General features: G+C 46.9%; 21 protein-coding genes. All 21 read right to left on the bottom strand.

The features are described from left to right. Positions 1-97 precede the first annotated feature (97 nt). The 21 genes from rpsI to EE116_RS03610 all read right to left on the bottom strand — a co-directional run bounded on the left by rpsI (position 98) and on the right by EE116_RS03610 (position 21371). On the bottom strand, positions 98-487 hold the full coding sequence (gene rpsI, locus EE116_RS03710; RefSeq protein ID WP_122873289.1) for a 30S ribosomal protein S9: 390 nt from the start codon (positions 485-487) through the stop codon (positions 98-100). A 2-nt stretch (positions 488-489) separates the two neighbouring features. Further along, entirely contained in the window at positions 490-918 is a 429-nt protein-coding gene (gene rplM / locus EE116_RS03705) for a 50S ribosomal protein L13 (protein ID WP_122873288.1), read from the bottom strand. A gap of 75 nt (positions 919-993) precedes the next feature. Further along, positions 994-3789: a RecB-like helicase gene (locus EE116_RS03700; RefSeq protein ID WP_122873287.1), complete on the bottom strand. Its 2796-nt coding sequence runs from the start codon at positions 3787-3789 to the stop codon at positions 994-996. Continuing rightward, a complete protein-coding gene (locus EE116_RS03695) occupies positions 3786-6380 on the bottom strand; it encodes a PD-(D/E)XK nuclease family protein (RefSeq protein ID WP_122873286.1) in 2595 nt (864 codons plus the stop codon). Before EE116_RS03695 ends, EE116_RS03700 begins: the two co-directional genes overlap by 4 nt. A 58-nt stretch (positions 6381-6438) precedes the next feature. Next, complete coding sequence (locus EE116_RS03690; protein WP_122873285.1) at positions 6439-6909, bottom strand: FixH family protein; 471 nt, start codon at positions 6907-6909, stop codon at positions 6439-6441. Further along, on the bottom strand, positions 6902-7576 hold the full coding sequence (locus EE116_RS03685; RefSeq protein ID WP_122873284.1) for a hypothetical protein: 675 nt from the start codon (positions 7574-7576) through the stop codon (positions 6902-6904). The genes EE116_RS03690 and EE116_RS03685 overlap by 8 nt, the downstream gene beginning before the upstream one ends. 210 nt (positions 7577-7786) lie before the next feature. Then, positions 7787-7996 (bottom strand): DUF4006 family protein, encoded by a 210-nt coding sequence (locus tag EE116_RS03680; RefSeq protein ID WP_122873283.1) that lies wholly within the window; start codon positions 7994-7996, stop codon positions 7787-7789. Beyond that, the gene (locus EE116_RS03675) at positions 7997-8857 is read right to left on the bottom strand and encodes a c-type cytochrome (protein WP_122873282.1); all 861 of its coding nucleotides are present in this window, start codon (positions 8855-8857) and stop codon (positions 7997-7999) included. Then, on the bottom strand, positions 8857-9078 hold the full coding sequence (locus EE116_RS03670; protein ID WP_122873281.1) for a cytochrome c oxidase, cbb3-type, CcoQ subunit: 222 nt from the start codon (positions 9076-9078) through the stop codon (positions 8857-8859). Before EE116_RS03670 ends, EE116_RS03675 begins: the two co-directional genes overlap by 1 nt. 8 nt (positions 9079-9086) lie before the next feature. Continuing rightward, positions 9087-9752 (bottom strand): cytochrome-c oxidase, cbb3-type subunit II, encoded by a 666-nt coding sequence (ccoO, locus tag EE116_RS03665; protein WP_122873280.1) that lies wholly within the window; start codon positions 9750-9752, stop codon positions 9087-9089. Then, positions 9745-11226, bottom strand: coding sequence for a cytochrome-c oxidase, cbb3-type subunit I (gene ccoN, locus EE116_RS03660; RefSeq protein WP_122873279.1), 1482 nt, complete (start codon positions 11224-11226; stop codon positions 9745-9747). The genes ccoO and ccoN overlap by 8 nt, the downstream gene beginning before the upstream one ends. A gap of 98 nt (positions 11227-11324) precedes the next feature. Continuing rightward, a complete protein-coding gene (locus EE116_RS03655; protein WP_122873278.1) occupies positions 11325-12002 on the bottom strand; it encodes a response regulator transcription factor in 678 nt (225 codons plus the stop codon). After that, positions 11999-13216 (bottom strand): PAS domain-containing sensor histidine kinase, encoded by a 1218-nt coding sequence (locus tag EE116_RS03650; protein ID WP_122873277.1) that lies wholly within the window; start codon positions 13214-13216, stop codon positions 11999-12001. Before EE116_RS03650 ends, EE116_RS03655 begins: the two co-directional genes overlap by 4 nt. Further along, positions 13209-13880, bottom strand: a complete 672-nt coding sequence (locus EE116_RS03645; RefSeq protein WP_122873276.1) for a sulfite exporter TauE/SafE family protein — start codon at positions 13878-13880, stop codon at positions 13209-13211. Before EE116_RS03645 ends, EE116_RS03650 begins: the two co-directional genes overlap by 8 nt. A gap of 106 nt (positions 13881-13986) precedes the next feature. Then, positions 13987-15105: a glutamine-hydrolyzing carbamoyl-phosphate synthase small subunit gene (carA, locus tag EE116_RS03640; RefSeq protein ID WP_122873275.1), complete on the bottom strand. Its 1119-nt coding sequence runs from the start codon at positions 15103-15105 to the stop codon at positions 13987-13989. Beyond that, positions 15102-15653, bottom strand: coding sequence for a DUF507 family protein (locus tag EE116_RS03635; protein ID WP_122873274.1), 552 nt, complete (start codon positions 15651-15653; stop codon positions 15102-15104). Before EE116_RS03635 ends, carA begins: the two co-directional genes overlap by 4 nt. 296 nt (positions 15654-15949) lie before the next feature. Then, the gene (locus EE116_RS03630) at positions 15950-16579 is read right to left on the bottom strand and encodes a MotE family protein (protein ID WP_122873273.1); all 630 of its coding nucleotides are present in this window, start codon (positions 16577-16579) and stop codon (positions 15950-15952) included. Continuing rightward, positions 16576-17004 carry a flagellar export protein FliJ gene (locus EE116_RS03625; protein ID WP_122873272.1) on the bottom strand — a complete coding sequence of 143 codons (429 nt, stop codon included), beginning with the start codon at positions 17002-17004 and terminating at the stop codon, positions 16576-16578. The genes EE116_RS03630 and EE116_RS03625 overlap by 4 nt, the downstream gene beginning before the upstream one ends. Position 17005: 1 nt before the next feature. Next, a complete protein-coding gene (locus tag EE116_RS03620; RefSeq protein ID WP_122873271.1) occupies positions 17006-18256 on the bottom strand; it encodes an adenylosuccinate synthase in 1251 nt (416 codons plus the stop codon). Continuing rightward, a complete protein-coding gene (locus tag EE116_RS03615) occupies positions 18253-19122 on the bottom strand; it encodes an ATP phosphoribosyltransferase regulatory subunit (protein WP_122873270.1) in 870 nt (289 codons plus the stop codon). The genes EE116_RS03620 and EE116_RS03615 overlap by 4 nt, the downstream gene beginning before the upstream one ends. Next, a complete protein-coding gene (locus EE116_RS03610; RefSeq protein WP_241091623.1) occupies positions 19119-21371 on the bottom strand; it encodes a PAS domain S-box protein in 2253 nt (750 codons plus the stop codon). The genes EE116_RS03615 and EE116_RS03610 overlap by 4 nt, the downstream gene beginning before the upstream one ends. Positions 21372-21443: the final 72 nt, after the last annotated feature.

Here is a 21443-nt window from a genome sequence, read left to right as displayed (position 1 = left end):
ATTATAAATTTCGTTTTAACATTTGATATTTATAGAAAATATAATTAAATAATCATAAATATCAATGCACCTTAAATTCGCACCGCTCTCAAAACTATTAGCGTTTAGAGAATTGCGGGCTTCTTCTAGCTTTTCTTCTACCGAATTTCTTACGCTCGACAACGCGTGAGTCGCGAGTTAGTAGGCCTTTTGGTTTTAGGGTTGCTCTAAAGTCGGTATCAAATAGAGCCAATGCTCTTGAAATGCCGTGTCTTAGCGCCTCAGCCTGAGCAGAGTATCCGCCGCCTAGAGTCGTTGCGGTTACGTCTACAGAACCTTCTTGTTTTGTTAAAAGCAGAGGTTGAACCACTTTTAGTTTGATAGCCTCGTGTCCGCCGAGCCAAGTGTTTAGATCAAGTCCGTTTACTAAAATTTTACCGCTGCCCGGTTTTATCCAGACTTTTGCTACGGCAGTTTTTCTTTTACCGGTTGCATAAACTTTCGCCATGATTATTTTCCTTCTTTTTTAGCTATTTGAGCCGTGTGCGGATGCTCGCTGCCGGCGTAAACTTTTAGTTTTTTTATCATCTCTCTACCGAGTTTTGTTTTTGGAAGCATTCCGCGAACGGCTAGCTTGAACAGTTTTTCAGGTTTGTCAGCTAAAAGCTCGCCGAATTTCTCGCTCTTCGTGCTACCAAAATATCCCGAATGGCGGTGGTAAAGCTTTTGCTCGCCTTTATTGTTACCCGTAAATTCGGCTTTAGAAGCGTTGATTATGATAACGTAATCGCCGCAATCGACATTCGGAGTGAAATTTGGTTTATGCTTACCGCGAAGTAGCGTAGCTACCTCGGTTAGCAATCTACCAAAACGCTTGCCTGCCGCGTCAAGCACGACCCACTCGCGCTCCACTTCGTTTGGTTTTGTTATTTTCGTCATTTCTTACCCTTTAGATAATTTTAAGTCGTGATTGTATTCAAATGCACCTTACAGATAGCTTAATTTAAGCTATATTTAAATATTAATGCTTCGAATTTCGTCCCGTAAAGCGTAAAATATCGCCGCCCTCACGCTCAAATTCGGATAAATTTGAGCCAATATTTTTTTATACTCCTCAACCTGCGCGATATTTTCATCTATATTTTTATCGCTCGTTTTATAGTCGATCACGCAGATTTCGGTTTCGCCAACGCAGAGCAAGTCAAGCTGCTTTAGTGCGCCCTCAAAGCGTAAAGGCTGCTCTTTAAACACTCTCTTCGCCTGCGTCATCTGTTTAAATTTAGGCTCGTTTATCAAATTTAGCCCGCGCGCGTAAATTTCATCCAGCTCGCCCTCGTCCAAAAATTTATGAAAAGCGTTTCGCATCGAAATTTGCGCAGTTTTTAGTGAGCTCTCGTCAAATTTTTCCGCCATTTCAAGCAGATAGTGCAGCGCCAAACCAAAATAAATCGCCTTTTGATTTTTGCCCTCGGATTTTGGCCTTTCATCTACGATTTGCTTTGAAATTTGAGCTAGCTCTATAGGCTCGAATTTGCCCGCTGACATCAAATTTCGCGCCTTGCTAGGAGTGGGTTCGCCGAAGCTAAAATCAGCCAAATCAAGATACTCTATAACCTCGCCGCTACTCTCGTACGCCCCAAAAAAGCTCGGATTTCTGCCGTTTGCACCCGTTTTTTTTACGATGATTAGCCCGCTGATAGCCCGCGTTAGCGCGACGTAGAGCTTGTTCATATCCTCTTCACGCTCGAGCCGCGCCGCCTTTTCTTTTAGCCTTGCAAAATCCTCGTCGATACACTGTTTTTTGACATTGTGTCGCACCTGCCAGGAGCCTGTATCCGCGTCGTATTCCGCGATGAAATTTGACCCGTCATGCCGTCCGGCGCCCATTTTATCGCACACGATCACGTTTTCAAACTCCAGCCCCTTTGACTTATGCACGGTCATTATTTTCACGCCCTCGCCGCTTTTTGCGCTCGCTTTAGCTTCAAATCTATCAAGATTATAAATAAACTCGGTCAAATTTGAATACGGCTGCGCTAGCTCAAGTAGCCGCAAAACGTCCGCGTCGCTCATATCTACGCCGAGCCTACCCGCTAGATAGTGCAAGCTCTCAAGCGCCGATTTTTGCGGATTTACGCTTAGTTTTACGGCGTTTACGTCTAGGATCGCCTCGGTATTTAGCTTGTAAATTCGCTCGCCGAATAGGCAAAATTTAGCATATTCCGCTACTGCGCGCGCGTTTTTGCTCGCTAGCAGCGCCGTCACGCCCTCGCTCACGCTTTTTATGCCGGCTTCGTCGAGCAAATTTGAGATTTTATTTATATCGTCATTTTTCCAGCAAAGCACGGTGATATCGTCCTCGCAGACCCCTTTTTGCAGGAGAAATTTAACCTGCTGCGCCGCCTCTACCGCCACATCATCGCCGCTACTTACCCGCACGAAGCCAAGATCGTCCTCCTGTGCCTCAAAATACGGCATCTGCCCCACCAAATTTACTCGTTCGCCCTCTTTTTGGGGCGTTCTTTGCGGTTTAAAATTTTCGATTTTGCCTACAAATACGGCATTCGTAAATCTCACTAGCGCCTTTTTGCTACGGTAATTTACCTCCAAATTTTGCGCTTTGATCTGCGGAAAATCTCGCATCAGTTTAGCAAAAAGCTCCTTTTTACCGCCGCGAAAACGGTAAATACTCTGTTTTACGTCGCCGACGTAAAAAAAGCTGCCAAGCCCGTTTTGTCCGTATCCAGCGACGATTTCTTCGATGAGCGGACGCATGATCTCGTACTGCGCGACGTTGGTGTCTTGAAACTCGTCGATGAGCAAGTGATTTATCCGTCCGTCGAGCCTAAAATAAAGCATCTGCGCGTCCGTCTCGCCGCCTCGTAAAAGCTCGTAAACTAGGCGCGTCACGTCGCTAAATGCGAGCGAATTTAGCCTTTTGTTTAGCGAGATTTTGCACTCTTTGTAGATTTTTAAAAATCTAGCCAGCTCGGCGATTTTATACTCTTCTAGCGCGTCGAAATATCGCTTTAGCCGCGCTTTTAACTCAAAAAACATCTCGTCGAGCTCCGGCGTATAAATTTTAGAAAACGTGCGATAATCAAGGCTTGCGCGCGACATAAAAGAGCGAGCTAAAATTTCGCCGGGGCTCCCCTCTTTCACGGCGCTTTGCGCGTCTTTGCCGCCGCCTCTAGCTAGGACGTATTCGCGCATATTTCTTAGCGCTGCTGCAACGCCGCTTTCGTTTGGAAACGCCGCATTTTCGCTGCTTTTTAGCTCGCCGAAATTTTCGTAAAACATCTCCAAGCTCTCAAAAAAGCTACTCTGACTGCGCTCGGCCGTCGCTATCAAATTCGCAAGCGCTTTTAATAGCCGCATATCCTTGCTTACGCTCGCGACAAACTCGCCCCGCTGCAGCTCGTTTAAATTTTCGCTCACTTCAAAATCCGCGCTTAGTCCCAAATTTAAACAAAAGCTGCGCAAGATGCCCACAAAAAATGAGTCAAACGTGCCGATTTTTAGATCGCTTTCTAAAAAATGAGTCGCCCGCGCGTCGCGCAAGGCTAAAATTTCATCCCTGCCCGCGCCCAAAATTTGCTCCAGCTCGACTAGCTCCGCGCCCTTTTCCTCGAGCCGCAAAAAGGTCTGCACGATGCGCTCTTTCATCTCGTTGGCGGCCTTTTTGGTAAAGGTTAGCGCCGTGATCTCGCGCGCGTCGGCACCCGATAGCAAAATCGCAATAAAACGCACGCTAAGCGCAAAGGTCTTGCCGCTGCCCGCACTCGCCTCGAGGGCCAAAAACGGCTTCATAGTTCGCCTTTCACTAAAATTTTATAGTCTTCATATTCGCTCATCGCGCCCTTAGCCTCCCCGAAATTTATCGGCGTATTATTGATGGATTTTAGCTGCTCGATCGCCTCTGCAAGCGCCTCCGTGCTAGCCTCGCCCGCCACCAAGTTCATATTATCTTTTAGATCGTAAAAGTACCCCTCGCAAGGCCTACCCACGAGCGCCTCGTAAAACGGTAGTTGCAAGGATTTAGCATCAAATTTTCCGCTTTTATAATCAATCACCGCTAGCTCGCCGCCGCGCCCGTCTATGCGGTCGATTTTACCCGTTATGCGCACGCCTGCAAACACACTATCAAGCTCTTTTTCAAGTCCCTGCACGCGCCATCCCACCTCATATCTCGCGTCCTCTATGGCCTTAAATTTTTCCATCTTTATCATCGTTATCTCACGCTCTAGCGGCGGAGTGTTTAGCTCCCTTAGCACCGTTTCAAATTTAGCGAGGTCAAACCTCTCAAATTTAGAGTAATACTCAAAAAGCGCCCTGTGTAGCGAGTTGCCAAAGTCCGCCGCGGACGCCGTTTGCGGCATCACGGGCGGCTTTACGTTCAAAATATATCTGTAATAATACCGCCGCGGGCACTGCAAATAGGTGTTTAGCCTGCTAAAAGAGAGCGGGATGGCGAAAAAATCGTGCTTGACGATGATATCCTGCTCGAAAATTTTAGGTTTTGCGGGCGTTTTTCGAGTAAATTTTATAAAATTTAGCGCTCGCGGGTTTTGGCTCGGCGTTTTGTTCTGCGCGGCGTTTTCGTCAAATTTACTAACTAAATTTGCGTCCGAATTTAGCTCGCCCCCTGCTTCGTCAAATTCAAACAAACTCCGCTCTTTGGCGGTTTTTGCTTGTTTAGGTTTAGCCTCGCTCCTTTCGTCAAGATGCGGGTTCATCTCGGCCTCAAATTTCTGCTCGTCCGCAAAACCGGCCTTTGCGTCAAATTCGCCGTTAAACAGCGCCGCATAGCTCTCGTCTCTAAATCTCGCGTCCTCCACGGCGTTAAATTCGCCGAGAAATCTCGACGCGATTTTCTCCTCGTTTGCCGCGTAGCATATCGCCGCTTTTTTCGCGCCGCCGATTAGGCTCTCGTAGTAAAATCTCTGCAAATTTTCGCGGTCTACGTAGCCGATGAGCCCTGCCTTTTGGCGCACGCGCGAGCTTAAAAACATCTCGTTTACGCTGCGCTTTGGCACCAAATCGTCATTAAAATCAAGCACTATGACGCCCTCAAATTTAAGCCCGCGACTCTCCAAAACGCCCATGACGCCGATCTTGCCGCCGCCTACGTGATCAAGCCTTAAGCGCGCTAGCTTTATCAAAAATATCTCGCAAATTTGACGCAGCGTAAAGCTAAAATATCGCGCCAAACTCTGCGCGTAAAATAGCTCCTCGCGCGTTTTTTGCGCTGCGGCGGGGTCGCTCTCAAGCGCCAAAATCTCCTCCATAAGCGCCCTAAAATCCTCAAACGAGCAAGGCGCTTCAAAACCGTTTTTAAATTTAGCAAACAGCTCGCCGCCAACGCCAAATTCATGCAGATTAAACTCAAATTCGTTAAAATTCGCGTAGTTATCCTCGCTCAAATTTACGCGGATTTTGTCGTTTATCGCGGCTACTATGCACTTTAAAATTTGAAAAAACCGCGTTCGGGTAAAGCTCTCGCCCATCGCAAAATTAAACATCTTGCCGCGGTCGTGCAGGCGCAAGATCTCGGCAAAGCTTTCGTCAGGCAAGATAACGGCGATGTTTTCGGGCTTTATGCCCTCTGCGACGAACTCGCTAGCCTTTGCCATCGCGTAGGCCGCCTGCAAGCTCCTGGCGCCAAAACTCCTTTTTAAAACGAGCGAATTTTTGCGCACGGCGCCCATTTTTTTTAGCTCGCGCGAGCTCAAATTTAGCTCAAATTCGCCGTATAGGCTAAACTCGCTCGCCTCGATGCCGGAAATTTCAGCCAGTTTTGAGATCAGTTTTTTGTTAAATTTGCTGGTTTGAAAGATGATTTTTAGCGTCGTTAGCTTGGCTATCTCGCCAAACAGCTCCCACTCAAATTCGCTCAAAAAGCCGTCCACTTCGAGATTTATCTCGCCAAATTCTTTGACAAATCCGCCGTTTAGCCGGTAAATCTCAGGTAGCGCGATACCGTCATATAGATTTTCGGCCGCTAGCAGCTCCTTATATCGCGCAAGCACCGCCTCAAGGATACCCAAATGCTCCTCGTAATCGGCATAAATGTCGCTAAATTTTAGATCCGCCACACTCTTTTTGCTGATGGCGAGCTCCTTAAAAAAGCTGAAAAGATAGTCGTTGTTTTTTAAAAATGCAAAAAAATCGGGCGGGATGCGCAGCCGCTCGGATGCCTCTCTCACGCTCGCGCAGGCTCGCTGCATCAGCACCAGCGCGTATGCCTCGTCCGCCTCAAAGCGCCCCGGCACCAGCACGGCCTTTTGCTCAAACTGCGCTATCGTCATGGCTTTTGGCACGAGTTCGTTTTGAAATTTCGCGTTAAATTCGCGAATCTTTCGCGAGTTGGTAAAGATGTAAAGTTTGTCTAAATTTTGCATAAAGGCTCTTTGTTTTTTGGCGAAATGATAGCCCAGAGCGGCTGAAAATCAAAGAAAACTAGCGCGCCTCAAAGCTAAATTTATAAAAGCCCGTGTCGCTTGCGTCGGATATTTTTAGCAAAATTTGCCATTTGCCTTTTTTGGGCAAAGTTACGGGCTGAGTTTTTAAAATTTGCCCGTCAAATTTGGCGTTTAAATTTTGATTTTGCTCGTTCGTCGCGGGTCTGGTTAATAAAATCTCGTACGTGAAATTTGACGCTACCGAGCCGTTTTTAGGCGTGACGGCGATATTAAAATATCCGTTTAATCCGTCAAATTTCGGCTCAAATTTAAGAGCGTACTTGGCGTCAAATCTGCGCTGGCTAGCCTCAATCTCGTTTATATTTTCATCGACGTTTTGGTAGCGCTCAAAGTAAAAACCGTCCATCTCCACGGGGTTTTTCACAGCCAGAATGATGGTCGCTACGCAGGAGGCGACTATCAAAATAAGCGCGGTAACGATAGCGTGAGGCCAGTAGTTTTTAGCCATTTTTCCTCCTAAATTTTCTAAACGCAGCGACGCAAACGACAAGCACGATAGAGCCGTAGATAAAAATCCTAAACGCATCTAGCGTCAGGCGGTTTTGGCTGCCGATAGCGTTTTGCAAGCTCACGCCCTTGCTCGCGGCGATCTGTTCGGCAAGATCCGCATAGCCGTTTAAAACGGCGGCGTTAAAGATATCTTTGCCGTTTTTGGACGCTAGTATCGGCAAAATCGAGCCTGAGCTTGGATACGGGCTTAAAATTTTCTCTTTATCAAAAAGCTTAAGCGTCTGCGGGTCGGCAAAAATTTCTACCTTATGCTCGGCTTTAGCAAGCATCAAAAGCGCGTAAGGCGGGGTCAAATTTAGCTGCGCGGCCGCTTCTTTTAGCGTTTTGCCCTCTAAGCTCTCGTAAACCGCGACCCCCGCAAACACGCCGCTTTTGCTCGCTAGCTCCTCGCCTAAAACCGCGATTTTATCGCTTACTGCGTGGCTTAATATATTTTGATTTACCAAGACTATCTCGCGAGGCAAATTTGAGCCCTGCAAAATCGCCGCGCCGTAAAAAATAAAAAGCAAAAAGATAAAAAGTGCGCGGGTCAAATTTGCAAATTTGAGCGCGAGAAAGCGAGAAGGGATAGTTAAATTTGAGCGAGCGTAATTTATAATTTTCATCGGCCAAGTTGCGTATTTTCGCGCAAAACACAAAGCGCACCGCTAGGATTTAAGCGTAAAATTTGAAAAAGAGCGACAAGGTTTGCGCTCTTTGATTTATCAAATTTCATCCCACAAAAAGGTGATTTGGCGTTAGCACCGCCCACGCCGTAAATGCCGCCGCCGCAATGAGTCCGGCGACGATAAATTTCTCCAAAATCGCTTGCATATTTACTCCTTTACGCGCACTTGTTTGGCGTTATCCGTGCTTTTCATCTTTAGCTCGGAGGCGTTTAGCGTGTATGGTTTTTGTGCGACTTCTTGCTGCAGCTTGATCGCGTAGTACGTGAGCACCGCTAGGATCGCTAACAGTAGCCCGGTCGCGATGAGTAGCCCCGTCACGCCGTGTAGGCCGAAAACGTTTCGATTCGTGTTTTCCATTTATTCTCCTTTAGAAAGCGAGATGACGTACTCGCCGACGGCTTTTTGCTGCAAGGCGTTTAGCCTGCCGTCGCTAAATTTAGGCATCGTACCGATAGCGCCCTTTTTGCCGCGCTGCAATACGTCCTCGACAAACTCGGCCGTGCCGTATTTAGATAGATCGGGAGAGTTGCCCTCCATGCCTTTGCCGTCCTCGCCGTGGCACGCCGCGCAGGTCGCAAAAAGCTCCTTGCCCGTTTCTACCAAATTTTCGTTTTTAGTCTTTTTTATACCCGAAATTTCCTTAGCGATGTAGGCTGCGATCGCTTTTGCGCCCTCCTCGTCAGCCATGCCCGCAGGCATCTCGCCCATCGGGTACTCAAGGCCTTTTGAGCCGTTCATTATCGTATCAAATATCGCTTCTTCGCTACCCCATTTAGAAAGGTCTGCCGCCTTGCCGTTTATACCGTCGCCGGTTATACCGTGGCAGGAGGAACACTGCACTAAAAATAGGCTCTCGCCCATAGCGTGAAGCGTCTTGGCGTCCGCGTTTGCGAAGCGTTTTTCAAATTTAGCGTTTGCGGCAGCGACTTCTTCGTTATATTCGCCGATTTGCGAGTAGGAGTTTACCGGATAGCCGGCGATCATATACCACAAGGCCCAGACGATGCATATCGCATAAACTATCGCCCAGCCCAGCGGTACGGGATTTTTGTACTCACCTATGCCGTCCCAGCTATGCTCGCTTAGCTCGGCCTTAGGTTTTGCTACCTTCATCTGCCCGACCAAGCGACTCACGACGAAAACCGTGGCTAAAACGATGGCAATAGCTCCGATAAGCCCCAGTAAATTTACGTTATCTTCTAAATTAAACCATTGCATTATTTTTCCTTTTTAGCGTTTTGCTCTATGGACGCAGACTCTAAAATTTCCTCGTCGATACCGTCTTTTAGGGCGAGGTCGGAGTATCTTTCGTAGTTTCGCCTGCCGCTCTTTTCGGATTTATAAAGATGAAAATAGTATCCGTAAAGAAGCGCGGCGCACACGGCTAGAAAGATAAAAGCTCCGTATCCTTGGATATCTCTTAGAGTCTGCGCATCCATAAATTTGCCTATTTTAAGCTATTTAGATAGGCGATGAGCGCCACTATCTCGCGGATCTCTCCGCGTTCAAAGGCCTTTTTGACCTCTTCGTCCTTCATCTCTTCAACTATAGCGGCGGCTTCTTCTTTGGCGGCTGCTTGCGCTTCCTCGTAGGTACCAAGTCTTGGCATACCCTCTACGTCGTACGGTACGCCGAATACCTTTTTCGTCGTTACAGCCTCGCCGTATGCCGTCTCGATGTCGGCGTTGTTGCTAAAGTGATGCTTGTAGGCGGGCATTATAGAACCAGGCACCACGGAGGTCGGCTCTTTCATGTGATTTTCGTGCCAGTCGGTGGTGCGATAGTTACCCACGCGCCAAAGGTCGGGGCCAGTCCTCTTTGATCCCCAAAGATGTGGACGATCAAACGCATACTCGCCGCTAAGCGAATACATGCCGTATCTATCGGTCTCGGCCTTAAAAGGGCGAATTTGCTGCGTATGGCAGGCGTTACAGCTATCTTTCATATACACGTGTTTGCCCGCAAGCTGCAAAACCGTCGGCGGCTTGGTGCCCTCAAGCGGCCTAGCTCTGTTGGCAAAATCAGGCAAAATCTCGATCACGCCCGCATAGGCGATAAATATAAAAACCATAACCGCGAAAAAGAAGGGATTTTTCTCTAACCAACTAAACATTAGCAACCTCCTTTACGCCAGCAGGACTCGCGCTTAGCGGCTCTTTTTCTAGCGCTTTGGCGCCAAAACTCTTGTAGATATTATAAACAAATATAAAAAATCCAAGCAGATAAAGCAGTCCGCCCACAGCCCTGATCCAGTAGTACGGCACTATGTTTATCACCGTATCGATAAACGAGTAGGCTAAATTTCCGTATTCGTCGGTAGCGCGCCACATCATACCCTGAGTGATGCCCGCGATCCACATCGACGAAAAGTAAAGTACTATGCCGATAGTCTGTATCCAAAACTGAGTTTCCATCAAGGATTTTGAGTAAATTTCGCGTTTAAATACGCGAGGCGTCATGTGATAAAGCGCCGCCATCGTCATGAAGCCGACCCAGCCTAGCGTACCGTCGTGCACGTGTCCGGGCACCCAGTCGGTAAAGTGCGCTAGAGCATTTACGGACTTGATCGCTAAAATCGGCCCTTCAAGGGTAGAAAACATATAAAACGTCGAGCCTAAAATCATAAATTTGATAAGCGGATTTTCTCTAAGCTGCTGCCACTCGCCGCGCATCGTTAGAAGCATATTTATTGCAGATCCCCAAGACGGCAGTATCAAAACCACCGAAAACACAGAACCCATCGTCTGCATCCAGTCAGGCACCGCAGAGTAGATCAGATGGTGTCCGCCCGCCCAAAGATAAAGGAACATGAGGCTCCAAAACGAGAAAATCGAAAGCTTGTAAGAAAATATCGGCTGACCGCTCTCTTTAGGGAGGAAATAGTAAATTTGAGCGATTATCGGCACGGTAAACACAAACGCCACGGCGTTATGCCCGTACCACCACTGAACTAGCGCGTCGTTAGCTCCGGCATACATCGAGACCGAGTGCCACCAGTTGCCATATCCTGAAACCAGCCTAGTCGGCACAGCCATGTTGTTAAACAAATAAAGCATCGCGATACCCAGAAACGTCGCGATAAAATACCAAACCGAGATATAAAGCGTCCTCTCGCGGCGGATACCGATAAGGCCGAATATACTAACGCCCCAAAGCACCCAAAGCACGACCACGCCGATATCTAGCGGCCACTCTAGCTCGGCGTATTCTTTTGACGTACTAACGCCGGCAAAGAGACTAAACACGCCGCCGGCCATCACTAGCATATATACCCAAAAGTGCAGCTTGCCTACCGTCATCAAAAACGGTGACTCGCTCATCGAGACCTTTAAAACCCTCTGTCCGATGTAGTACCACGTAGCAAATACGCCAGAGAGCATAAATCCAAATATCACGCCTGCCGTGTGCAACGGTCTTAGGCGGCTAAAGGTGCCGTATTCGCCCGCGAGATAGTTTAGATCAGGATATGCCATCTGAAAGGCTATTAGCACGCCTATGCCCATGCCGACTATCCCAAACAGTATCGTCGCGAACATAAAATACTTGGCGACCGTGTAGTCGTAGCTTAGCGCCCTGTCTAGTCGCATCGATATCCTCCTTTGTTTATTTTATTACGAAAATGTTATTTTACTAAAATTTAAGCGCAAAATCGCTTAATCGTTTTAAATTTACACTACTTTAAATTTTACTTTTTAAGCTCGATTTTATAGCCAAGGCCCGGCGAGTTTTTGATGAGACCGGCGCCCACTTTATCGCGTATTCGCTTGATAAACGTCCTAACGGCCGGATCGTTTACCTTTTCGCCAAACCACACCACGTTTCTGATCTCCTCGGTTAAAACGAGCGTGCCGATGCGTTTAACTAAAAGCGAGATAAAGGCCAGCTCTTTTTTGGTTAGCGCGATCTCTACGCCGTTTTTTACTAGCACTTTTTTGGTTTGATTAAACGAATATCCGCCCGAAATATCGATGATATCGGCGCCTATGATTTTAGTTTTTACGATCTGCTCCAGCACGACGAAAAGCTCGTCCATATCGATAGGCTTGATGACGTATTTATCGATACCAACGTCGATAGCTTTTAGTAGTTTTTCCTTTTCGCTATACGCGCTTAGTATCACTACGGGCGTGTTTTTTGAGAATTCTTTTATCTGCCTTGACATCTCAAGTCCGTCCATGATAGGCATCATGATGTCGGCTATCACGATATCGGGGCTAAATTTTTTAAATTTCTTAAGTCCTTCGTCGCCGTTTGAGGCCGAAATGACCTTTTGAAATACGCCGCCAAAAACCTCTTGCATAGACTCCCTTATGCTATCCTCGTCCTCGACTAGCAGCAGCGTTAGCTCTTTAAAATTTTTCATTTTTCATCCTTTAGCGGCAGCTTTATCTCAAATTCCGCTCCAAATTTTACGTTTTTAGCGCCGGCACTTCCGCCGTGATTTTTGGCTATGCTTTTTAACATATATAGACCGATGCCCGTACCCGCGCTCGGGTGCTTCGTGGTGAAATACGGCTCAAAAATCTTGTCCATTATCTCGTCTTTTATACCGCCGGCGTTATCCGTTACTCTTATGATAACGAATTTATCCTTTGTTTCTAAGCTTAGCGTTACTTTTTTATCGTTTTTTTTATTTGCCAGTGCATCTTTGGCGTTAGAAAGCAGGATAATCACGGCCTGACAAAGCTGCGACTCAAATCCGTAAATTTGACCCTCGCTTTTTAGCTCCAAATTTACGTCTACACCCTCTTTTTCGTAGGTTCCTTGCACCATCTTTAGCGCGTTTTCTACCGCAGCCGATGGCAAAAAAACCTCCTTCTCGCGCTCGACGCTAAAAAAGTTTCTAAAATCCTCGATCGTCTGCGACATACCCTTTATCACGCGCTTTGCGTGCTCGTAGCCGGCCTCGAATTTCTCGTTTGACTTCACGCTCTCTTTTAGTTTAAAAAGCGTGATACTAAGCTCGTTTAGCGGTTGGCGCCACTGATGAGCGATGTTTGCGATCATCTCGCCCATCGAGGCTAGACGCGACTGCAAAAAGAGCATTTTGGTCTTTTCCTCGTTTTTCTTGATCTCGGCTTTCACCAAATTTTCTAGATTTTGGTTTAAATTTACGAGCTTGGCCGTCTGCTCGGCGACTCTGTTTTCGAGATTTTCGTTTAAATTTAACAGCTCTTTTTTCGTCTTTTCAAGCTCGTTGTTTAAATTTATCACGTCCGTCACGTCATGCCTGATCGCAAGAAACTCTTCGATCTGCCCGCTTAAATTTAAAATCGGGATGATGGTCGTGTTTAGATAGACGTCACGACCGTCTTTGGTGCGGTTTCTTATCGTGCCTTTGTGCACTTTTTTGGCCAAAATCGTCTCCCAAAGCCGCGCGTAAACATCCTTTGGCACCTCGGGATGGCGCACGATGTTGTGATTTGCGCCGATTAGCTCCTCGTGCGTAAAGCCCGACATCTTACAAAACTCGTCGTTTACGAAGGTGATAGTGCCGTTGGTGTCGGTCTTTGAGACGATGTTACTAGCCTCGATAGCCTCTTGATACTGCCTGAATCTTGCTTTGATCTTATCCATTGCTCGCCGTAAATCCTATAAAAGCCAGGTAAATTCCGTAAATTATTATCGCTGCGCCGCTTAAATTTAGTGCATGTTTTTTAAATTTTTCGCTCACGGCCTTTAAAACCAGCGCGTAAAAACTCATCGCAAAAAAGCTAACCACGCCAAAAGTCGCGGCGATGGCTGCGCCCTTTGCCCCGCTGCCGCTAGCTACTGCTAAAGCTAAAAAATAATAAACCACTCCGCACGGCAGCAGCCCGTTTAAAAACCCGAGCGCTAAAAACCCCGGCACGCTATTTTTAGCGATCGCAGCTTTCATTTTTTCGTTTAAAATTTTGGATAAAAATGCGTTTTTCTCGATAAAATTTAACAGTGTCCCGCGTCTAACGAGCGCCACGCCCAAAACCGCCATAAAAACGCCGACGGCAAAGAACAAGTAGCCTCGCGCCGCAAGAGATAGCGTAAATACGCCGCCAAACGACCCGAAAATAAAGCCAAGTAGCATATAAGCGCAAATTCTAGCCAGGTTGTACCCCGCTATCATCGCCGCGCTAAAAATTTTACCTTTGCCGCTCAAAAACCGCGCGAGCAATATAGCAAAACCGCCGCACATACCCGCGCAGTGGCCCACCGAGCTAAGCGCCGCGACGCTCAAAATCGAAACAAACTCCGCGCCGCTCATCAAATTTGACCGTCAAATTTCATTTGCAAATTTTAGCCGCGCTGGGGTTAAATTCGGCTCGCAAATTTAACCCTAAATTTTGCTCAAATTTGACCGCGACTAGCAACTATAAAATTTCTAAAAATTGTTTAAAGATATATTTGCTCTCGCTCGGTCCGCCGCTAGCCTCGGGGTGATGCTGCACCGAAAATACCGGATAATCCTTGTATCTCACGCCCTCGATCGTACCGTCGAAAAGATTTCTATGCGTGATATGGGCGACCTGCGCGATATCCTCGGGAACGTTGTAGTTGTGGTTTTGCGCCGTTATCTCGACTGCTTTGGTTTGCAAATTTAAAACCGGATGATTTGCGCCGTGCTGACCGAATTTTAGCTTGTACGTCTCAAAGCCAAATGCATTGCTAAGCAGCTGATGACCTAGGCAAATGCCAAAAATCGGCACCCTCGCCTCGATCAGTTTTTTTATCTGCGCGATCTCGTTTTTTAGGGCTTTTGGTTCGCCCGGGCCGTTTGAGAGAAACACGCCGTTTATCTCGCCTTTGTTAAATTTAGCGATGAGCTCGTCTGCCTCGATGTCGTGCGGATAAATTTGCGTCTCAAGGCCGGTTTCGCAAAGCTCGTTTAGGATGTTTCGCTTCACGCCGTAGTCGATGACGGCGATCTTTTTGCCGTTTGATTTTAGCGCGGAGTAGGCTTTGCTCGCGTGATCCCAGGCGCCCTTTTTGTGAGCGTAAATTTGCTCCGTGCTCACCTTTGCGACGTAGTTTATCTCTGAAATTTTGGGCGAGTTTTCGAGTAGTTTTTTTAGCTCTTTTTCGTCTGAAATTTCAGTCGAGATCACAGCGTGTAGCGCGCCGTTATCTCGTAGCATCTTGGTTAAAAATCTCGTGTCGATATCGTAAACGCCGAATTTCCCTTGCTCTTTAAAAAATTCTTCCAAGCTTTTTTGCGAGCGGAAATTTGACGGCGTAGAGTTAAAATCCCTCATCAAAACGCCGCTAGCGTGGATTTTGGCGCTCTCCATATCGTTTTCGTTTACGCCTACTATGCCGATTTCTGGCATAGTAAAGACGATAAACTGACCCGCGTAGCTAGGATCACTCATGATCTCTTGATAGCCCGTTAGACTCGTGTTAAAGACCATTTCTCCGCTAGCCGTACCGCTCGCGCCAAAGGCCTTCGCCTGTAAAAAAACGCCGTTTTCAAGGTAGATATAAGCTCTCACAGCATGCCTCGTTTTCTTAGTTCGTCCTCGTAGAGCCGCTCAAATACTATGTCGTACTCCTCGGTGCCCGGGATTAGCTTGCGCTTGTAGCCGTCGATCTTGTCGATGACCACGTCTTGTAAAATTTCATACGTTTTTAGATAGTCTTCGATCGAGCCGTAGATGATGTTTTTGATACGGTTTTCAGAGACCGTGTAGTCGATGAGTCCTTTTTTCCAAGCGCTTTCTAGCACGAGGTGAGCAACGTTGCTAAAGCGGTCTTCGTATGTTAGGATCACGCCGTACTCTTTGGCGAGCTTCTTTTTTACGAGCCAAAACATATTTTTTCTATCGACTTTCATGCTCTCCATATCGTCTTCGTTCTCGGCGAGCACCTCGTTTACGCGCTCTTCAAGCGCTTTTTCTTTTTGTAAATCGTTATCTAAAATTTCTTTCGCGCATGCCGCTACGGGCTCTACTCCGCGCGTTAAATTTACGAATCCGGACTTTAATAAATCAATAGCGATTTTGTGCGCGATGTAGGGTGTGTGTGGGAGTTTTATACGCATTTTTACCTCTCTTTTTGGGCTTGATTTTAACCAAAATTTGGTAAGAAATACCTAAAATCTCACGGAGTTTTTGTTTTGACGGGCGTTTGTTTTAAGTAAAATTTGAAGCAAAATTTGACGCGCTGGCAAAAATACTTTTGGGTCCGAGCGATAGTTAAATTTGACGGCGGTAAAATTTAACCTTTGGAGTCAAATTTGACCGCCAAAGGCAAATTTGGCTTTCGCATTATCCGCGCAAATTTGAGCTCAAATTTAGACGCGAGCCAAGCTAAATTTAGAGCGTTATAACGCCAAATTTATAAATTTAGCAAATTTCCCGCCGGGCCGTCGGGCGAAGTCGGAAAGATTTCCTGCGTTACGTTTTTTTCGGCTTTTATAAATGGCGGGCCTTGTTTGATTAAAAGCGTGATTTCAGACGCTGCGGTAGGCTCCATTTTTGCCATTATCGCGGAGATTTTTTTAGGGCTTAGCGAGTACATGATACTAGCCGCATCCACCCTATCCATCGCGCTTAGCACGTCGGCGGCGGCTTGGTCTTTCATCTTGCCGTAAGCCTCGCCGACCTTGTCGCTAGTCATCGCTTTTAGCTCTTTTACGATTTCCTCGTTTTTCTTTAGCAGCTGCTCGGTTTGCTTTTTTTCCTCTTGCGCGCGGGCTAGAGTTGCGTTCATCTCGGCCTCTTTGACGGCTAGCTTGGCGTTTCGCTCCTCAAAAAGCGCCGCCGAACTAGCACGAAAAGCCTCCAAAGCCTGCCTTGCTTCGTCTATTTTAGCAAGCTCTCTTTTTAGCTCGTCTTTTCTGGTTTCAAAGATCGAAACGCAGTCCACCGGGATCTTAAAGCCGCTTTGCGCCGGGCTTTGAGCGTTTACGTCGTTTGCGCCCCAAACGCATAAATTTAAAGTTAGTAAAATCAAAATTTTTTTCAAGCTTTCGCCTCTTTTTGCCTAGTAAAATTCATCGTCGCAAACTCGTCCAGAGCCGCCGCTTCGGCTTTTTTTATCTTTTCTATTTGCGCGCTAAAGTCCTGCGTTTGCAGGTATTTCATCTTTTCGTACTCCAAATTTGCCGCCTTGTGCTGCCGCTCGAGGTGCGCGATGCTTTTTTTCATTAGCTCGAGCCGCTCGGTTAGCAGATTTTTTTCTCGCCGCATCGCGCCAAGAAGCTCCAGCGATCCGCGCAAATCGGTCGCAGAGCCGCTAGAGGGCATTTCAAATTTTGAAATTTGCTCGGCGGCCTGCGCTATGAAGCCCTCTATCATCGCCACTTCGTTTCTGGTTCTTGCTAAATTTAGCTCGATTTTGTCTAAATTTCGCTTTTTTATATTTACGATTTGCGTAAATTTGCTTTTCATCTTAACGAACTATCGTGTCTTCGCGCTCCGGGCTCGTGGAAACGATGCCGACTTTTACGCCCGTGATCTCCTCGATGCGCTTGATAAAGGCCTTTGCATTTGCGGGCAAGTCCTCAAATTTACGCGCCCCTTCTACCTTATCCCAGCCCTCAAGCTCCTCGTAGACCGGCTTTACGCCCTCTAGATCGCTTGGGAAATACTCGATTATCTTGCCGTTTTTCTCGTAGGCTTTGCAGATTTTTACCTTTTTAAAACCGTCTAAAACGTCAAGCTTCATCAGCGCAAATTTATCCACGCCGTCAAGTCTCGCCGCGTATCTCACGCCGACTGCGTCAAACCAGCCCGTGCGGCGCGGCCTGCCAGTCGTAGCGCCGTATTCGCGTCCGATATCGCGTATCTTTTCGCCGTCCTCGCCCATATCCTCGGTCGGAAATGCGCCGTTACCGACTCTGGTCGTATAGGCCTTGATGATGCCGATTACCTCGCCGACGTTTTTAGGACTTAGCCCGATACCGCTGCAGCTACCTGCTGTTACGGTGTTTGAGCTAGTTACGAAAGGATACGTGCCGTGATCGATGTCTAGCAGCGTGCCCTGTGCTCCTTCGAGTAAAATTTTCTTATCTGCGTCTATGGCTTCCCACACCATGTGCGTGGTATCTACGATAAATTTACCCAGCGCCGCCTCGTAGCTCTTTAGCTCATTTAAAAGCTCCTCGCGCGCAGGCGCTTTGACGCCCAAAACGTCTAAAAATGCCTTATTTGCCGCAAAATCGGCCAGAATCGCGTCGCAAAGTTTCTCGGGATTTTTTAGCTCCCCTACGCGGTGTCCGCTGCGGCTGATTTTGTCGCTATATGCAGGCCCTATGCCCTTGCCCGTCGTGCCGATGGCGTGTGCGCCTTTGGCCTTTTCTTTGGCTTGGTCGATTTGCGCGTGATAAGGCAAATTTAAATGCGCCTTGTCGCTGATAAACAGCCGTCCTAAAACGTCTCCAAACTGCTTTAACTCCTCGATTATCGCGGCTGGACAGAGCACGACGCCGTTGCCAATGATGTTGATTATATTTTTATGAAGTATGCCCGATGGAACCTGATGCAGCGCGATTTTCTTGCCCTCTACGACGATCGTGTGGCCCGCGTTGTGCCCGCCTTGACACCTGCACACCATATCGTAGCCGCCGCTTAGCAGATCTACGATCTTGCCCTTGCCTTCGTCTCCCCACTGCACGCCCACTATCACGTCAGCCTTGCTCATACTCTCTCCTTTTGATCTAAATTTTCGATTAACGCGTCGGTATATACGCCAAATCCGCTGCTTTTGATGCCCTCTATCTCGTAGTTGCCGCCGCCGCTTAGCACGGCGTTGCCGCCTAAAAATCTAAAAAACAGCTTGTCATAATACCTCATCTTTGAGTAATATAACGGAACAATTCTTAAATTTTCATATTTTACCGCTTGGGCTAGCTCTTTTATCTCAAGCAACGCGGTTTTTATCTCGTTCGGTACTAGCGGCAAAATCTCGTCGATGTCGCCCACCGTATTTACGAAAGCCAGCCTTTTTAACCACTCTTCGTTTTGATTTAGGATTTTTTCGATCTCGCCGTGCTCAAATATCGAAATAGGTAAATTTAAAAGCCTACACACGATCTGCGGGATCGCGATGTGGCTGATTTGCAGCACGGGCGCGAGGTCAAACGACTCAAAAAGCTCCTTTGCGATCTTGACGCTAGTAGCCAGATCGCTCTCGCCGATCAGCTCGGCGCCGATTTGATAAATTTCGGTGCTAGGATACTTAAAAACCGGCTGGATGTAAAACCAGCGTTTAGGCTCAGTGTCTTTTAGGCGTCTAAGCACGATGCGAACGACATCCACGGTGCTATCGGCGCGCAGGCTGATTTGGTGATTTTCGTGATCGCTAAAGCGCACCAGAGCCGTGGGCTGCACGCTTAGGTGCTGATGATATGAAAAAAATGGCGTCACGATCTCGTGAAATCCGTTTTTCTCCAAAATTTCGCTCGCCGCGCGCTCGATCTTTCTTTTTAGTTTAGCGCTTTGTCCGAAATACAGCCTCGTGCCGCTTGGTATCTCGTGCTCGTAAACGCTCGCGTCAAATTCGCTCACTCTTGCTCCTTTGCTTTTGATTCATTCTGTTTTATCTCAGGCTCTACCCACGGCAACTCGTGAAACGCCGCCACGAAGTAGCTAGGCTTTGAGCCGCTGTAAACGGTCGCGATACTAAGCTGCTCGAGATAAATTTCGCCGTTTTTTCGCTTATTATAAATTTCGCCGCCATAAAAGCCTTTTTTCAACAACCTCTTCCACATGTGTTCGTAAAATTTATCGTCATGCACGCCTGATTTTAGTAAATTTGACGGCTTGCCGATGGCTTCTTCTTTGGAGTAGCCGCTCAACCTGCAAAAAGCATCGTTAGCGTCTAAAAATACGCCGTCTAGCCCGACTACTGCGACGGCTTCTTGTGCATTTGCAAATAGGCTTAAAATCGTATTTTTATATGCGCCCTCTTTGTCGTCGTTTAGACGCGTCACTTCGATACTCGCTTTTGCGGTCAAATTTGCCGCCAGCTTGCTCTCTATGAAGTACCCGATCACCTCGTCCACGGTTCTGCCGTCTTTTGAGATAAATTTGATAAATACGCTGCAGTTTATGACCTCTAGATTTTTCCTTATCAGCCTGCAAGACTGCAGCGACTCGTTCTCTTTTTTGAGCGAAGCTGCGTTAAATAGGCTAAATTTGATATTAAATTCATTCGCGAGTCTATCTCGGTCTTCTGGATGGATGATGTTTTTAAACTCAAATTCGTTTGAGAGTATTTCGCTTTTTTTGTACCCCAGCGCGCGCTCGATATTGTCCGAAACGCTTGATATATCGCCTATAAAGCGGTCCTTCCAAACTACGCTAAACAGCGGTGAATGGGCGTCTATCTCGCTTTGTTTTTGCGCGTTTTTCTTTAGAGTATTGCTCTTCGTAATGTCTTTTACGACGCAAAAGCCGATCTTTTCGCCGTTAGATAGCTCGTAGTTTTGCTTGTAGATGCGCACCTGTTTTATCTCGCCGCCCGCGACAAAATGGTTCGTTTCGTAAATTTCGCCTTCGTCTTCTTGCAGCGTTTTCATATCGGTCAAATTTGACGCGTTTAGCTCGGCTAAATTTTTGCTTTTTATAGCCTCCTCGCTAAATCCGTAAAACTCGCACGCCCTTGCGCTTGCTTCGACGATCTTGCCGCTTTTTGCGTCGATTAAGAGTAAGATAAAAGGTCCTTTTTCAAACAAAAATCCGAATTTGCGAGAGTACTCCTCAAATTTCGCCTTTTTCTCGCCGAAATCTCCGTAAAATTTGACGATCTCGTCCGAGATTTGATCAAATTCCTCTACCGAGCCGAATTTCGCGTAGGTCTTGATCTCCTCGCCGTCGCCGGCTTTTGCGACTAAATTTTTGATAGATAAAACTGGCTTTATGACGGAGTTTTTGACGAATTTGACGTATCGAATCGTAAAAATAGCGCCCGCGGCCAAAAATGCAACGCAGATTAATAAAAATATTAAATTTTCTTTTACGAATTTACCCATAGAATAGCTTGAAACCACGGCCAAACCGATCCCGGGAACTCTTTGGATATAATAAATCTCGCTATTTAGCGAGCTTAAATTTGCAAATTTTACTTCGTCGCTGTCTAGATAATCAACGTCCACGTCGTAAAGATCAAAGATGTTTTTGCGCTCTAAAACTAGCTCGGGGTTTTGGTGAAACACGATTCTGCCGCTTTTGTCTATCGCGAACGAATTTACGCCGATCCTCTCGTATCCGCGCGCAAACTCCTCGTAAATCGCCGTAAAGCGTATGAGCGTAGCCACCATTTTGCCGTTTTTCATCTTTTTTGCGACGAGTCTCGTCGGTACGTCGCTTTTGTCAAACATAAACTCTGATCTTAAAATTTTATCCTCAGGCTCGTTTTCCCAAGGCTTTGATAGGAAAAAGGCGGAGTACGTGTCGCGCAATTTTTCATCGCTGACAAACTCTATCTCGCCGCGTTCGTTTACGACGAAAAAGGCCATGTATTCATTATTGTTTTTTACGGCAAAGTCGAAAATAACGTTTGCGTCAAATTCAGGCGCGTCGATGTAGATCTCGATGAGCCTTAGCTCGTTATTTATGATTGAGGCGCGCTCTTTGAGGAAAATTTTAAAGTTAGAATTCGCAGCGTAAATATCCTCTTTTACGCCTTCAAATTTTAAATTTAACCCAAAGCTAGCGGCGCATATCAGAAATACGGCGGTAGCAAAAAGCACCACGTATATCCTGCCTAAAACGGCGCGTGCGAGAGGAAATTTAGAGGCGGATGAATTAGCCAAAAGAAAAACCTTAAATTAATTTAATATAAACGGCTTATTGTAGCTGAATTTTGCTTGTTTTAAGATAATAAA

Source organism: Campylobacter showae (assembly GCF_900573985.1).
GTDB lineage: Bacteria > Campylobacterota > Campylobacteria > Campylobacterales > Campylobacteraceae > Campylobacter_A > Campylobacter_A showae_E.
Note: the sequence above shows the minus strand (reverse complement) of the source record. Positions and strands in the feature narration are given on the sequence as shown.